General features: G+C 60.5%; 12 protein-coding genes. 4 read left to right on the top strand and 8 right to left on the bottom strand.

The genetic code is table 11. The annotated features are described in order from the left end of the window. The first annotated feature begins 252 nt into the window (after positions 1 to 252). The 4 genes from ACP7C5_RS13140 (at position 253) to ACP7C5_RS13125 (ending at position 6,915) form a co-directional block, all read left to right on the top strand. Positions 253 to 801 carry an RNA polymerase sigma factor gene (locus ACP7C5_RS13140; protein WP_426264624.1) on the top strand — a complete coding sequence of 183 codons (549 nt, stop codon included), beginning with the start codon at positions 253 to 255 and terminating at the stop codon, positions 799 to 801. After that, positions 801 to 1,805, top strand: a complete 1,005-nt coding sequence (locus tag ACP7C5_RS13135) for a FecR family protein (RefSeq protein WP_426264584.1) — start codon at positions 801 to 803, stop codon at positions 1,803 to 1,805. The genes ACP7C5_RS13140 and ACP7C5_RS13135 overlap by 1 nt, the downstream gene beginning before the upstream one ends. A gap of 104 nt (positions 1,806 to 1,909) precedes the next feature. Beyond that, complete coding sequence (locus ACP7C5_RS13130; protein ID WP_426264583.1) at positions 1,910 to 4,831, top strand: TonB-dependent receptor; 2,922 nt, start codon at positions 1,910 to 1,912, stop codon at positions 4,829 to 4,831. Next, positions 4,828 to 6,915 carry an Atxe2 family lasso peptide isopeptidase gene (locus ACP7C5_RS13125; RefSeq protein ID WP_426264582.1) on the top strand — a complete coding sequence of 696 codons (2,088 nt, stop codon included), beginning with the start codon at positions 4,828 to 4,830 and terminating at the stop codon, positions 6,913 to 6,915. The genes ACP7C5_RS13130 and ACP7C5_RS13125 overlap by 4 nt, the downstream gene beginning before the upstream one ends. Here ACP7C5_RS13125 and ACP7C5_RS13120 read toward each other — a convergent pair. From ACP7C5_RS13120 to ACP7C5_RS13085, 8 genes are all read right to left on the bottom strand, one after another. Next, positions 6,897 to 8,672 (bottom strand): asparagine synthase-related protein, encoded by a 1,776-nt coding sequence (locus ACP7C5_RS13120; RefSeq protein WP_426264581.1) that lies wholly within the window; start codon positions 8,670 to 8,672, stop codon positions 6,897 to 6,899. The two genes, ACP7C5_RS13125 and ACP7C5_RS13120, sit on opposite strands and share 19 nt — an antisense overlap. Further along, entirely contained in the window at positions 8,669 to 9,325 is a 657-nt protein-coding gene (locus ACP7C5_RS13115; protein WP_426264580.1) for a lasso peptide biosynthesis B2 protein, read from the bottom strand. The genes ACP7C5_RS13120 and ACP7C5_RS13115 overlap by 4 nt, the downstream gene beginning before the upstream one ends. 65 nt (positions 9,326 to 9,390) lie before the next feature. Then, on the bottom strand, positions 9,391 to 9,522 hold the full coding sequence (locus ACP7C5_RS13110) for a benenodin family lasso peptide (RefSeq protein ID WP_426264579.1): 132 nt from the start codon (positions 9,520 to 9,522) through the stop codon (positions 9,391 to 9,393). Between the two features lie 98 nt (positions 9,523 to 9,620). Beyond that, positions 9,621 to 10,211 carry a GntR family transcriptional regulator gene (locus ACP7C5_RS13105; RefSeq protein WP_426264578.1) on the bottom strand — a complete coding sequence of 197 codons (591 nt, stop codon included), beginning with the start codon at positions 10,209 to 10,211 and terminating at the stop codon, positions 9,621 to 9,623. Continuing rightward, positions 10,208 to 11,101 carry a phytanoyl-CoA dioxygenase family protein gene (locus ACP7C5_RS13100; RefSeq protein ID WP_426264577.1) on the bottom strand — a complete coding sequence of 298 codons (894 nt, stop codon included), beginning with the start codon at positions 11,099 to 11,101 and terminating at the stop codon, positions 10,208 to 10,210. The genes ACP7C5_RS13105 and ACP7C5_RS13100 overlap by 4 nt, the downstream gene beginning before the upstream one ends. Before the next feature lie 3 nt (positions 11,102 to 11,104). After that, positions 11,105 to 11,737 (bottom strand): acyl-homoserine-lactone synthase, encoded by a 633-nt coding sequence (locus ACP7C5_RS13095; RefSeq protein ID WP_426264576.1) that lies wholly within the window; start codon positions 11,735 to 11,737, stop codon positions 11,105 to 11,107. Positions 11,738 to 11,809: 72 nt separating this feature from the next. Further along, a complete protein-coding gene (locus ACP7C5_RS13090; RefSeq protein WP_426264575.1) occupies positions 11,810 to 12,559 on the bottom strand; it encodes a helix-turn-helix transcriptional regulator in 750 nt (249 codons plus the stop codon). A gap of 529 nt (positions 12,560 to 13,088) precedes the next feature. Then, positions 13,089 to 14,351 carry an integrase arm-type DNA-binding domain-containing protein gene (locus tag ACP7C5_RS13085; RefSeq protein WP_426264574.1) on the bottom strand — a complete coding sequence of 421 codons (1,263 nt, stop codon included), beginning with the start codon at positions 14,349 to 14,351 and terminating at the stop codon, positions 13,089 to 13,091. Positions 14,352 to 14,731: the final 380 nt, after the last annotated feature.

Here is a 14,731-nt window from a genome sequence, read left to right as displayed (position 1 = left end):
ACTCTGGGTCGGCTTAGTATCATACCCGCGTAACCTGTCGGGTGACGCCGAGGCGTGAGAACCTCGTTTGGGCGGAAATGAATCGGGCACCTGTGTGTCCGGGTGGCTGGTGCGTATGTTCAGGCTGTTCGCAGCTAAAGGCGCCAGCGCAGGTTCCCAAACTTGTTCTCAACGCCCGGCTTCAGTGCTCGCTTGTCTCGCAGTTTGGAGGCAGGCGATGCTCTTTCCTTGTTCAGAAATCCGGTGACCGGCATGCCCGCGCCCTTGCCCGATCCGAAGTCTGTCGCCTCCGATTCGGTACGCGCTCCCGTCGAGCTGGAAATGTTGTACCGCGACCAGCGCCATATCCTGATGCGCTTCTTCGCGCGTTATCGCGCCAGTCCCGATGATGCCAACGATCTCGTCCAAGAGACTTTCATCCGCCTGTCCAGCAGCGAAGCGCTCAAGGGAGGCTTTATCGCCCAGCCGGAAGCATATCTTCGAACCATCGCCCGCAATCTGCTGCGCAATCGCGCCAAAGTGGCGATCCGGCATTGTGATGCTGCTCATGTCGATATTGCGGATCAGCCCGTGCCTGCCGCGTGCGAGGTGAAGCGTTTGGAGGCGCGCGATGGCCTGGCACGTCTCGAAGCTGCTATGAGGAAGCTCAAACCGAAGACTCGGGAGATTTTCATGGCGCATCGCCTGGACGGGCTCAGCTATAAGGAGATCGCAGCGGTGACCGGCCTGTCGGTCAAGGGCGTCGAGAAACAGATGCACAAGGCGCTCGTCCATATCGATCGCTGCATGGGTCAGCCTTGATGCTGCCAACCGACGGGGGGAACGACGAAGCCGTTCGCCAAGAAGCGGCTGTGTGGTTCGAGCGTATGCGGGGTGCGGACGCCGAACGCTACCGTGCCGAGTTCGGACGCTGGCGCCAACGCGATCCACGGCACGCCCATGCCTACACCCGGTTCGAAGATCATTGGGCGCTGGCGGGGGCGCTGCGCACCACCGAGATGGGCCATGCGCGCCAGCTTACCCCTAAACAGCGCTGGAGTTTCGCGCTGCCGTTGCCGCGCTACGCGTTTGCTGGCGCGGCGCTGGCCATTCTTCTGATTGTCGGATCACTGTTTGCGCTTAACGGCGCTTCACAGCCGTCGCAGTTCGCGCTCGCTGGTCCGCCTTTATCAACGCCGGTCGGCCAAATCCGGGAGAAGCATCTCAAGGACGGTTCGACGGTTACGCTCGACACTGACAGTTTGGTCGAAGTCGCATTCTCAAGGTCGGTCCGTGTTGTGCGGCTGATCCGCGGGCGCGCTCGCTTCGAGGTCGCGCATGATGCGGCTCGCCCCTTCATCGTCGAAGCCGCCGGCCGGACAGTGACCGCGAGGGGCACGATCTTCGACGTCAGCTTGAGCGGCAACGGGATGAAAGTCTCGCTGCTGCGCGGTGCCATCGATGTCGGTTCCGGGACGGTATCGCGGCCGACATCAGGACCAGTCGCACGTCTAAAGGTCGGGCAATCGTTTCGCACAGTCGCGGGCAAGGAGACGCCGCTGGTCCAGCCGACCCTCCACGGCGAAGACCAATGGGTCGCGGGCATGCTGACGTTTGACGGTGCGCGGCTGTCGGAGGTACTCGATCAAACCAACCGCTATTCAAAGATCAAGATTCGGATCGGTGATCCCGCGCTCAGGAACCTAAGAGTAACTGGGGCCTTCCATCCCTTGCCCGTCGATGAATTAGGCGCCGCCCTCGCCGCTGCCTTCGCGCTCCGCGTCGAGCATGCTTCGAACGGAGACCTTGTCCTCCAACCTCGATGAATTCGCGCTCGTGACCTCCCGAAGATTTTCGGGGGGTTAGGCGATGCATCGTTGTCTGACCCCCTGAGCCGCACAAGCGGCCCGATTCAGGGGGACTACTCACTATGCAGCGCGCCGCAATTTGGATGCTCACCACCACAGCGGCGATCGCAGCCGCGACCCCGGCCTATGCGCAGAATGAGGCCGCGCGGGATTACGATATCGCTCCGCAAAATCTCGGGCAGGCACTCCAGCAGATTGCCCTGGTCTCAGGCCGGCAAGTCGTCGCGCCCTCGGCGCTGACCGATGGTGTGCAGGCGCCCGCAGTGAAGGGACGTTACACCGCCGCCGAAGCCATTGCCGTACTCCTGCGCGGAACTGCGCTGCATGCCGAGCCCATCGGCAAAACGCTGGTGATCCAGCGCGACCGTTCAAGCGAAAATGACGAACCCCAGGACGGCAACGACATCCTTGTCACCGGAACCCGCATTCGCGGGCGAGCGCCAGTCGGCTCCGAAATGGTGACCATCGACCGGAGAGCGATCGAGCAGAGCGGATACACCACGACGCAGCAGATCGCCCAGTCGATCCCGCAGAACTTCGCTGGCGGCGCCAACGAGAATACTGGCACGGCATCCACTGGTATCGGCGGCGGGAATGCCGCGCGTGGTGCTGGCGTCAACCTGCGCGGCCTTGGCCAAAGCTCGACACTCGTCTTGCTCAACGGCGATCGGCCTCCGCTTGGCGGTAACACCGGTACCTTCGCGGACTTGTCGATGATTCCATCATCGGCAATCGAGCGCGTCGAAATCGTGCCGGACGGCGCTTCCGCAATCTACGGCTCGGACGCTGTCGCCGGCGTAGTCAATATCATTCCCCGGCTCACCTTTACCGGCGCAGAGACCAGTTTTCGCATCGGGACTGCCGATGGCGATGCTCAAGAGTATCAGGCGAGCCAATTGCTCGGCACGAAATGGTCGAGTGGCCGCTTCATGATCGCCTATGAATTCTACAAGCGCGACGCATTGCATGCGGGCGACCGACACTACGCGACCGACGATCTTCGCGCCTTCGGCGGCCCTGATCGCCGCGTCGCCTACGCCAGTCCCGGAACGATCTACGCGGGCGGCCGGACCTTTGCGATCCCTGCTGGTCAAAACGGAGTCGGCCTTACAGCAGCGCAACTGACGCCGGGCACGACCAACACCGGCAACAGCCAGTTCATGACCGACCTGTTGCCCGACCAGCGGCGTCACTCAGTCTTCGCCGCAGCCAGTCAGGAGCTGTTTCCGCATCTACGCTTTTATGCGCGCGGTCTCCTCTCGATCCGCAATTTCGATCAGGCCCTTCGATCGAGCGCGGATTCGCGGCGAACCGTGCCGGTCACGAACCCCTTCTACGTCGATCCCATCGGCACGCACTTGCCGGTCGGCGTGCAATATAGCTTCGTTCGTGATCTGGGTGCGGAGCGCTATCGCGGCAAGGTCACCGCTTATGGCGGCAGCGCGGGGCTTGCGGCAGACATCGGCCGTTGGTCAATCGATGCGCACGGTACTTGGGGGCGCCAAGCTGAGCATTACGATGACATCAATCGTGTCAATACGGCTCGATTGGCCGTATCGCTCGCCGACACCAATCCAGCGACCGCCTATAACCTTTTCGGTGACGGACCATCGACCAATCCGGCGACGATCGCGAAAGTGCGCGGGTCTCTGTCGCAAGACTATGACGGGATCGTCTGGGCGCTGACCACACGTGCTGATGGGCCATTGTTCGCGCTACCAGCCGGAGAAGTGCGCCTCGCTGTCGGCGGCGAGTATCGGCAGGATCGGTATCGACCGGGCACTGGCGTCAACGACGTCTCGGCCTTGACGCCGATCCCGCTCAACGTGGTCCCGCTACAGGGACCACGGACAATCAAGGCGGCGTATGGGGAACTCCTCGTGCCCGTCTTTGGTCAGGAAGCGGCAATCCCGCTATTTCGCCGGCTCGATCTTTCGGCCGCACTTCGCGCCGAAAACTACAGCGACTTCGGGAACACCACGAACCCGAAGTTTGGCTTTAGTTGGGAACCGTTCGCTGGCCTGACGATCCGGGGAAGCTATGGCAAATCGTTCCGCGCGCCGCTGTCGCAAGAGCTACGGCAGGACCCGGGATCGATGGCGATCTTCGCCTTCACGGTGGCTGACCCTCAGTCGACGACTGGCACGTCCAACCTCATCGTCATTCGCGGCAACGATCCGAACTTGCGGCCCGAGCGCGCCACGACTTGGTCGCTCGGTGCCGATCTGAAACCGGCGGTCTTGCCTGGCCTGCATGCCGGCGTGACCTACTTCAACGTCCAGTATCGCGACCGGATCGCGTCAATCGCCTCGCAGCTGACCAGCTATCTGGTCAACCGCAGCGTCTATGCCCCAGTCACCGAGGCCAACCCGTCCGCCGCGCGCGTCGCCGAATTGTTTGCGTCCCCAATCTATCTCGATTTGCTCGGCATTCCTGCAACCGCACCCATCGTCGCGGTGGTCGATGCACGAACCCAAAATCTGTCGGTGCTCAACCAGACCGGGATCGATTTCGATCTGGGCTATGGGTTCGATGCCGCTGAGGGACGCGCTGATGTCGGCGTCGTCGGCACGCACATATTCTACATCCGCCAAGGACTGACTGCTACCGCGCCACTGACCAACATCCTCGACACCGCCGGCAATCCCGTCGACCTGCGCTTGCGCGGCCACGCAACATGGAACTCGACGCACTGGAACGTGGCGGGCTTCGTCAACTACGTTGGAGGATATACCAATAAAACGGTCACCCCGGCGCAGCCCGTCTCCTCGTGGACCACCTTCGATCTGAATGTCGGCTACCGGTTTAGCAGGTCCGACGGCGCGTTTAAGGGCGTGCGCGTCACGTTCAATGCAAGCAACCTGTTCGACGGTGCACCACCGACCATTGCTTACATCGTTGGGCAAAATACCAACGGCTACGATCCCGAGAACGCCAGCCCGCTCGGCCGCTTAATCTCGCTGCAAATCACGAAAGCGTGGTGAAGACCAGAATCATTACGGGGGTCGCAGCTATTCTTGCCGCTGCGATCCCAACTGCCGGTGCGGCCGCGCGCGCCTGTGCCGCCGCCCTCAGCGCCCCTGCTGCCCCAAGCCCTGCGCAGCGGGACATCACTGCTCGTGATATCGTCGGGCTTCGCGACTTTGGCGCGATGGACAATGCGGTCGGAACACAAGCGTTCAGCGTATCGCCAAACGGCAAATTTGCGTCGCTGATCATGCGTCGTGCTGACCCGGATGCTGACACCTACTGCTTTGGCGTCGTGCTCGTAGCTCTGGACGGTAACGCGTCGCCGCGCGTGCTGGATGTTGGCGGCGAGTTCATCCAATCGACCAGCGACATTCGCGGCGTGCCGGCGATCCCGAGCGGTGGAACGCGGTCGCCAGCGCCGGTCTGGTCGTCCGACGGGCGCACGCTTGCGTACTTACGCCGCGACCGGGGCCAAACACGGATATGGCGCGTCGGCCTTGACGGCCGCCCGGCACGGCAAATCGCTTCTCTCGGCACGGATGCGCTCGCCGTTCGATGGTCGACCGATGGTCGATCTTTCATCGTGACGATCCGTCCGTCGCTAGATGCTGGACGCAAATCGATCGAGCAAGAGGGCCGATCTGGATACCATTTCGACGAGCGCTTCTGGACGCTGTCGGAAGACAGACCGCGACCGCCGCTTCCGCTAGTTTTCTCCGAAGTGACCGTCGATGCCCATTCGGGGCAAACGCGCAAGATCGGCAAGCCGGGTGCAGCGAACCCAAGCACTATCTCGAGCAAATTATCTCGCTCTGGTATGCGTGCTTGGATTGCGCTCAACGATCCCGAACTTCCGTTCGGTCCTGCGGCTCTGCACGTAGAGAGGGGCGGAAAGCCTCTTTCCTGCCCAAGCAGCATCTGCGGCGATCGTGTCGGCGCGCTGTGGTGGATCGACCGTGAGACCTTGCTGTTCATGCGCGCTGGAGCGCCCGACAACGGTGGCAAGATCACGCTGTATCGCTGGCGGACCGACGTCGAACCGGCCCCGCGCAGGATCCTCGAAACGGAAGACGCGCTGTTCGGCTGCCAGCTTGCCAATGTCCGCCTCATCTGTGCCCAGGAGGGAGCCAGTCGGCCGCGCGAGATCGTTGCAATCGATCCGGCGACCGGCAGGCGAACGACAGTGTTTAATCCAAATCTGGCGTTTGCGAGCCTGAAACTTGGTCACGTCGAACGAATGACCTGGCACACTTCAAACGGTATCGCGACATACGGCGATCTCGTCCTGCCGCCTGATCACCAGCCCGGGCAGCGCCATCCTCTGATCGTCACACAATATATCAGTCGCGGCTTTCTTCGCGGCGGCACGGGTGACGAATATCCTATCCATTTGCTTGCCGCTCACGGCTATGCGGTGCTCAGCTTTCAGCGGCCCGCGCCACTGCCCGGAACGGCAACCGCGCCTGACTTGAACGCACTGCAGCGCGTCAACATCGCCAACTGGGCAGAGCGCCGCGAGATTGTCGATGCGCTCGAAGTCGGCGTTGACGCGGTCATTTCCCGGGGCGTCGCCGATCCGCACCGCGTTGGTCTGACTGGCATGAGCGATGGTGCGACGACCGCGCAATTTGCGCTAAATCATTCTTCCCGCTTTGCGGCTGCCGCCATCAGCTCTTGCTGCGACGAGCCAAGCGGGCTGTTCGTGGTCGGACTAGCCTATGGCGATGCAACGCTCGCATGGGGGTATCCGCCACCGGGTTTAGGGCATGCCGACTTCTGGGATCCAATGTCGATGGCGGCGCACGCGGCCACATGGCGCACGCCGCTGCTGATCCAGGTTCCCGATATGGAGTACCGGTTCGGGCTTGAAGCATATGCCGCGTTCAAGCGCGCCGCCGCTCCTGTTGATGTGTTCGTTTTCCCCGACGAGCATCACCTGAAATGGCACCCAGCCCATCGGCTCGCGGTCTACGAGCGAAGTCTCGCCTGGTTCGATTTCTGGTTGCGCGATCGCTGGAGTGAAGACCCAGCGCGACGCCCAGAGCTCAGGCGTTGGACAGACATGAAGACGCGGCTCGATCAAGCGCCAGCGACTTGAGAAAGAGGCCGCCGATCACGCCAAGCGACGATCCACGCTTCGAGATCGACTAGCGCGAGCAATTCAACGATCACTTCGCCATTGGCGATTGGACGCTCGAGCGTACGCTGAACCGCGGTCGTGTCGATCAGCTTGTGACGGGCGAGCTCGCCGTCAAGCAACATCTCGCGCAGTAACGCTCGATTGCTATCGATCAACGCTGCCCCGAAACCATCGAAGCCGCCCTTGCTGCGACGCGCAATGACAGAAGGCGGCAGGATATCGGCGAACGCGTTTCTGGCGACAGCACGATTGCGGCCGGCTTCGATCCACAGCCAACTCGGAATGCGCAGACAGAGTTCGACGAGCGGCTGTGACAGAAGGGGAGATATGATCGGTGCATCTGAGAGGCGCCCATACCCCTCAAGATGATTATGGATACTGATCAGCGACCAGATATGGCGGGCCTTGCCCGGGAGCGTTTCTGCGGGCGCTTCGAGCCACGGATTATCGGCCGGCCATGGAAGGTCGGCACATGCATCGGCAGTGAAGAAGCGATTCCGACGAGGCGTCGGCAAACGGGGATCGGCGCGCCGCATCCGCCGCGCCGTAGAAACCATAACTTCCCACACCGTCACTTGAGCCAGCTGCGCGGCGTCGTCGATTGTGCGCAGTAGTCCGCGGCCAAGGCCGAGCCGACGAAATCGGTCGATGACGGGCAACACCGATTGCACGTAACAAAACACGTTGTCGCCGCCGCCACCGCTAAAATACGCGTCCGTACCAATCTCGGTCCCCAAATCGCGACTGGCGCGATCCATGGCTTGCGCGAACGTACGAGCGCAGGCGCGGGGTGAGTCGCTCGCTTGAGACAGTCTCAAATCGACAGATGCCTCGTCGAGCCGCTCTTCGCGTAAGGGCAGACCGAGCTCGCCGGCGATGGCCCGCGCATACGGCCGTTCGTCAGGATCTCCGGAGGCGGGCCAGAAGTTGAGGCATGCAGGATCGCGCCCATCGAGCGCGAGGGCCGCCGCCACGATTGCGGAGTCGAGACCACCCGATATTTCGACAACCGCGCGCTGGTAGCAGCCGCCCCATGCAGACACGCACTGACGGGCAGTAGCCTTGACCTCCACCGCGGCGACGGTCGAGTCGCAGATTTCGTCGGACGAGCGCGTAAAGTCCCAAGGCGACCAGACACAGCGCATCGTTATCCGGCCGTTCTCGAAAAGTGCAGTAATGCCCGGCAGCACTTCACTTACGCCTCGTAGGGCCGTGCGCGCGGGTTTGAGATCGCGAAATGCTAGCGCCTGAGCGATGATCGTCCAATCGAACTCGACGGTTAGCAACCCGGCATCAAACAACAAATGCGGTTGCGAGGTCACGACGTGCGTGCCGTCAATCTCTGCCAGATAACAGGGTATCTCGCCCGAGGGATCGCGCAGCACCTCGATGCCGGTTGATTGGCGTCGAATGGCAAGATAGCCACCCCAGTATTGGCGCACGAAGTCTGGCGCGGGTTCGGTTAGTGGCGTCGGCGGTGTCTGTGCGACGACTTTTGTCGAACTCCCGCTGGCGAAGAGATGGCCCCACACCAGGCCTCCATCAGGCAAGTTTAAACGGGGTGCATTCTCAGCCCCGAGAACAAGCAGTTCATCGTCGTCGTGTAGCACCGCTAGGCGATGCGTCTCTTCCAAAGACCGGCAGAATTGCGCGAGACGGAGCGACCGCATAGAACCGATCGGCGTCACCATCACCAGATAGGGCGCAATGTTCATGCCGTGAGGATCGGTGTGTAGCGAGAAACATGATCATAGCTGTCGTTCAAAACCGTATGCGGCGATTGAAGCCAGCAGTGCGCCGTGAACGGGGCAGCAGTGACACCGAAGACGATGCGGCAATCGCGCGCGTCCTCTCCCAACCAGCGATCGAGCGACAAGGTGTCCAGCAGGCAGTTTCGAGGGAATGGACTGTAGGGGCGCGACCGGGCGAAAGTCGCGCAACGGTCGTTGAGATATCTCGAGTCGATCGGACGCCGCGGGGACGTCACGTGCGCATGATCCGTTAGAACCGGCTGCAATGCCCGTAGACGCAAGCTCAGCCAAGTTGACGCCACTGCGGTAGCAACGGAGCTGTATCGCGCGTCCGCCTCTGCGGTTCTCCAGCATGGCGAAAGCAGGTCAGTGGGAATCCTAACGGTTTCGCCGACAGCGTGGGAGTACTCCGGATCGCCTGTGCGCGCGATGCCGTTGGCGCGGAGCAGTTGTTCCACCGCAGGTGGCGGTGAGGTGTGGCGATCTCTGAGCCACGCCGCCATCAGCTCAACGCTCTGCGATGGGACGCGGAAATACCGGTCCTGCCTGACATCGAGCAGGATGATGGCGTCTCCCGCGATGCATGCGGTCGCATGTGGCAAAATCCGGTGGATCATCCCTAAGGCTTTTCCTCGGCTCACGATGTACCGGCACGGCATTGCACCGCGCCGGTACGGTCGGATCAATCGTCCGACAGGCCGGTGAGCGGCTGGTAGCCAGCACCGTCGATCTTGCCGACATCGAAACCCTGGGTTTCGACGCTGGCGACGCCGAGATCGATGAGCTCGACGGTCTCGTTTGCTTCACGGTCCATGGTCATTCTCCTTGGATGTCGCGTTAGTGCGACTAGCCAAGGATCGATCGAAGCTGAGATTATAAGAAGTTTATAATCGTATTATAATCGAGGCAGCGTCACGTCCGCTCGCGCACTCGGACAAGCTGCGACGCCGCCCGCATTCGTCGAAGATGATAGCGTCTGATAGACTGAGGTTGGCTATGTTCAGCACCGACCATGTCCGCCAACTCCGTCGCAATCGGCTCGAGAACTTGGTCTTCGAGTTTTCGAAAAGCGTGAAGTCGATCATTGGCGGCGAGGATAGCGTTGCAAAGCTCTTCATTCGGCGCAGTGGAGGCAATGCGATCGAATAGTTCCGCCGTTCGATCCGCTCCCGCTGCCATCGCTAAGGTGTCCCTGACGGCCGCGATTACTCGATCGTGCGGCGTACTGCGTAACGCCATTGATACGATCGCGGAATTCCACTCGTACAAAGCCCGCAATGCGCCCTCCGACATGCGAGGCACGCGAAATCCGTCGCCACTATGAGCCTCGACAAGACCTTCGCCCGCCAGTCGGTGGAGCGCATCCCGCACCGGGGTCATGCTAACGCCGATATCGTCCGCGAGGCGATTGGCCTCAAGCCGCGCGCCGGGAACGAAGGCCCCGACGCGCAGCATTTGCTTCAGTGCTACGTAGCTGCGCTCCATGGCTTGAACCGGACTCATAGGTCATCACCATCACATTCGTGAAGCTCGCGGTGCGCGGCAACGACTTCGACTTGCTCGGGACGCAGCGCGTCGATCGCTGCAATGTGATCTGGCACCGAGTCTTCGAGCAATATAGCGGGCGAAACACCCTCATAATTTCCTAGGTTCGGCCGATGCTGGGCGTATCCAACGAGCGCGGCGAGGTCGGGCGAGAAGTGGCGCGCAGTAGCGGGTGGGTACGCGAGCCATTGATTTTCGTAGGGCTTTAGCCAGCCAAGACAGTAGCTGATGACAACTGCCCGGCGGGTGGCGGTCGTCTGGTTGGCTCCGGCGCCGTGGAGCGTCGAACCCAAAAACACGATTGCAGCTCCGGGATCGCAGGCAGCGACCAAATAATCCTCCGGCATTGCCTGCTCCAAGGCCGCCGCTCCGTGTGTGCCGGGATAAATTAGCGTCCCACCGTTTGCCCGCGTGAACGGGGTCAGCGGCCACATCACGTTGACGAGATATTCGATCTCCCCCTTCGGGCCTTGCCACATATCCTGATCGCGATGCGGAAACTGGACCGGTGCCCCCGGATGGAGTTCGATTGCCTGAGCTAGGTTCAGTTGGATCGTATCGCAAAAGGACCCGAGCACCTGCTGGACGAGCGCCATGATCAAGGGGTGCTGCACGAAAGTGGCGGTGTGCCCTGAGCGCTTCAGGAGGCTGCCGAAGCGCTTGGTCTTGTTGCCGTAGAAGTCGCCTTGGCAGAACGGCGTGGCATCGAAAACTGGATCGAGATCAGCTGCAAGACCGGTGACATGGATGTCTGGCATCAGACCGGGAAGGAGGCACCAGCCTTCGCTGGTGAGCGCGGCGGACGCGGCATCGAAGCCCTCGGGCGGTGTAAGGTCATTGATTGGCATGACTTATCCTTTCGCGCCTGTGGCGCGCTGGGTGAGGGTTTGGCGGTTTGGAACCGGGGACCAGATACCCGCGCGAGCGAGGAGGGAGGGCGTGTCATCCGAAATCCGGATCTCGAGCGCGCCGATCATTCCGCTTCGACTGGGCACGGGCAGGCCGAGCGGGCTGCAGTCCCATCCGAAACTCAGGATCTGCTGGAGAAAGCCCATGTCGGTAACGGCAGTGAACCGACGCATGCCCTCGACCAGGGCGTTCTCGACCATTCCTGTGATCAACTGATCACGTGCAGCACGGCGCTCCGCAGTGCGTAACGAGCGGTCGATACAAAAGCGGGTGATTTCGAAGCTAAACGCGTCCTTTGGCACCGGGCGTTCGCACAGCTCGGGAAACAGGCTGTCGAGGATGTGCGGCCGGTCGGTCGGCAGGAGACGGGTCGAGGCAAGATGCTGGCCACCGTTCCCGAGCAGGATCAGGTAGCGGGCATGTTCGTCATCGAACTGATCGATTTCGAACGCACCGCCGGCAACCGGCAGATCCCATTTGAGAAGATCGACGAAGACGCTTTTGCGCGCCGCGAACATCGCGCGTAGCGCCGCATCCTCTCTATCTACGAGGGTGGAATTGAGCAGTGAAACCATGAGAGCCTCCGATTGTGGAGGCGCTCAACTTCACCATTGGCGACGGGCGGGATATACCAAGGAATGGGGGTATCAGTGCTTGAGAATATCCGAAAAGCTGATCAGACCGTCGAAAAGTGCGCGTACCGCAAGCATCGTGCGCTTTTGCACACCGTAGCGCTCGCGAGCCATTTTGAGGTGCTGGTTCACGGTTTCGTGACTGATGCCTAGGATTATGGATATCTCGTAATCGGTCTTGCCGCGTGCCGCCCAAAGGACGCAGTCGACTTGGCGGTCTGTAAGCGTCACGCGTCCATCAATCCAAATATCGCGGCTATGGGAAATGCGCCTCGCGGCTTCAAACGCGAACCCTCCAATAAGCTGCGCGATTCCATACAGCTGCTGAGGAAACTCTTCACCAGCCATTACCGCGAACGAGCAAGAGCCGTTGATTTCTCCCGGCACGTGCGCCGGAACGGTAAAACCGTCGCCGATGCCGACAATTTTGGCCTGCGAGAGCACGCTACGATCTGTGGCGGTCAGTTTGATCATTTGAGGAACCGCGGACCATGCAAAGCCGATACTCGCCGAATGGCTCGCACGGAGGATGGGATCTGATGTCCCGAGTTTGTTTTCGTCAAACCAGCCCTGCCAGGAGTCAGGATAGTTATGTAATCGTACGACGTCCGAATTGGACGTTGCGAAATCCACATGGTGCAGAAGCGCGAAGTACCGAATTTTCATGTCACGGCAGCACTGCTGAAGATTATCGTAGAGTTGATCCTGATTGGAGGATATTCGAGCGTGTTCTACGAACGTGTCGGCAATCGCCAAACGTGACATCGCATTTCAATCACGGGCAGGGGCGGCCCCAACCCGCCGGTGCTGCTCCGCGTCCCGATGATGTCGTTGCAGTCCAATTTCTCACGATTGCTGCGTGGACAGTTACAACTTTTGTTTAGTCGGCATAGTGGCCGGTCACGACCCGTTTATCAGGCGGATCGGTGTCATAATCAGGCTTTCATCACACTCCCCAAACATTCGATCATCCTCTCTAGGCGTTGCGGGTGGTGCCAACCTGTGAACACCAACCAGTTCGATCTGGCGTATCGGAAAAAGCCTTAATTTCTGTAACTTCCGGCTCCGAGCAACATTGCCAACGTGAATCACGACAGCCGATATGTCAAATCGGCGACAATGCTTATCCGCTCTTTTTTTTGAGCAGGTTCGGATGCAATAGCCCCTCCACACCCTAACCGGTGGACAGTCTTGCCCCGTAAATTGTAAACTTGGTTGGGCGGGGCATTTCATCGCGCACCGGCTGGCGGTAACTGTCACCACTGACCGGGAGGCTGGATCAGGCTTATACTAGTCAGACCTGGTGAATACGACCGCGGCGCTTGACCGCAGTCCCGTCCAGAATTTTTGAGAGCTCCAGAGCGACCTTGTTGGCAGCGATCACCAAGGCAGTGTCTAGGTGAATGTATCCTTGGGTGACCCCGCGCGCGGAGTGGCCGAGAAGACCGGCGATCGTCAGTTCCGTAAAACCAAGATCGCCCGCGACGCTTGCGAACGTGTGGCGGAGGACGTGGGGCGTCACGCCCTCCAGCCCCGCCCGCGCGCAGACGCGATCAAGCACGCGAACGACGCCAATGAAATGGCCGTCTCCCCAATCTGCGGGAAACACGAATGGCGAGCCCTCCTTCTGAGGCAAACTGTTTATCGTTTCCGTCGCAGCCTTGCCGATCACGCGGACCTGGGCACCGCTCTTGGTGTCTGGAAAGAGTACGCAATTATCTCGCCGACTGCACCAAATGCGCTTGAGACTGAGCACTTCCATCCGTCGGAAGCCTGTCAGCAGCATCAGTCGAATCGCGCCCAGACCAATAGGGTGATCTCCTTCCGCAGCGGCATCCCGCATGGCTTTACCGAGTTGCTGCAGGTCCTCGATTGATAGCCTTCGCGGCCGGAATTCTGACGCGAGTTGCCGGACCCCCTGCGCCGGATTGGCCAAAATGATACCCGAATGGGTGGCGTGGCCGAACAGGCTTCTGAGGGTGCCGATCGTCCGACTTGCGACGCCGGAACCGCCAGTAGGCCTCCCACCCCGCCCTTTGCTTCGCTTAGCTGCCAACTTCCCGGTTGCGACATCGGCCTGAAAAATCTCGATTTCGCGCCGGGTGAGCCCCGCGACCGACCGGAAGCCGATGACCGGTTTAATATGTGTCTCGATGCGGCTTCTATCGCTCTCGAGCGTCGAGGCTTTGATCGGGCGTCGGCTGCGTCCAAGAATTCGGCCGATCGTTGCTTCTTCCAGATACCAGTCACAGACCTCAGCAACGGTTATACCGGCCCGAGCAACGTGACGTGTCTCAGAAGGATCGTCACCTTCTGCGACGGCGGCCAGCTTTTGACGGGCGATGTTGCGAGCGTTGTCCGGTGTTAAAGCTCCATATTGGCCAAGAACCAGGCGCCGCGTGCGGCCTTCCCCATTTCTGTACTGGATAAGAAAACTTTTCACGCCTGAGGGCTTCACGCGAATTCCAAAGCCTTTGAGTTCGCCGTCCCAGGCGAAGACATCGCGCTCGCTGTCCGCGCGCAACGCATCGACGACACGTTTGGTAATTTTGCTCATCTCCAACTCCTGCAACGTCCACCCGATTTCTCCGCGAATCTGCTTCCCCGAGATTTTGGCGGCGGCCGGGGAAGCATGGGGGAAGCAAATGAGTGGAATTCGACGGGTATGAGCAGGATACGGAAGCGTAGCCTTTCTACAAGTTTAATGTATATATAACAGTGCTTTAGAGCACTATAGCGTACCAAAAGAAGCTGCGGCGAAAATGGCCAGGCCGCGTTGCCAAGGTTGGGGTCGAGGGTTCGAATCCCTTCGCCCGCTCCAGTTTTCCTTTAGGGGAAAGCATGATCACAGGCCTTCGGGCCTGTTTTCGTTTCAGCCTAGATTTTAGATGAACGGGTGGTTTTCGTCCGTCGCGTCAGCAGACAATGTGCGTCGCT

Origin of the sequence: Sphingomonas sp. PWP1-2 (genome assembly GCF_049898305.1) — a bacterium.
Classification (GTDB): Bacteria; Pseudomonadota; Alphaproteobacteria; order Sphingomonadales; family Sphingomonadaceae; genus Sphingomonas; species Sphingomonas glacialis.
Note: the sequence above shows the minus strand (reverse complement) of the source record. Positions and strands in the feature narration are given on the sequence as shown.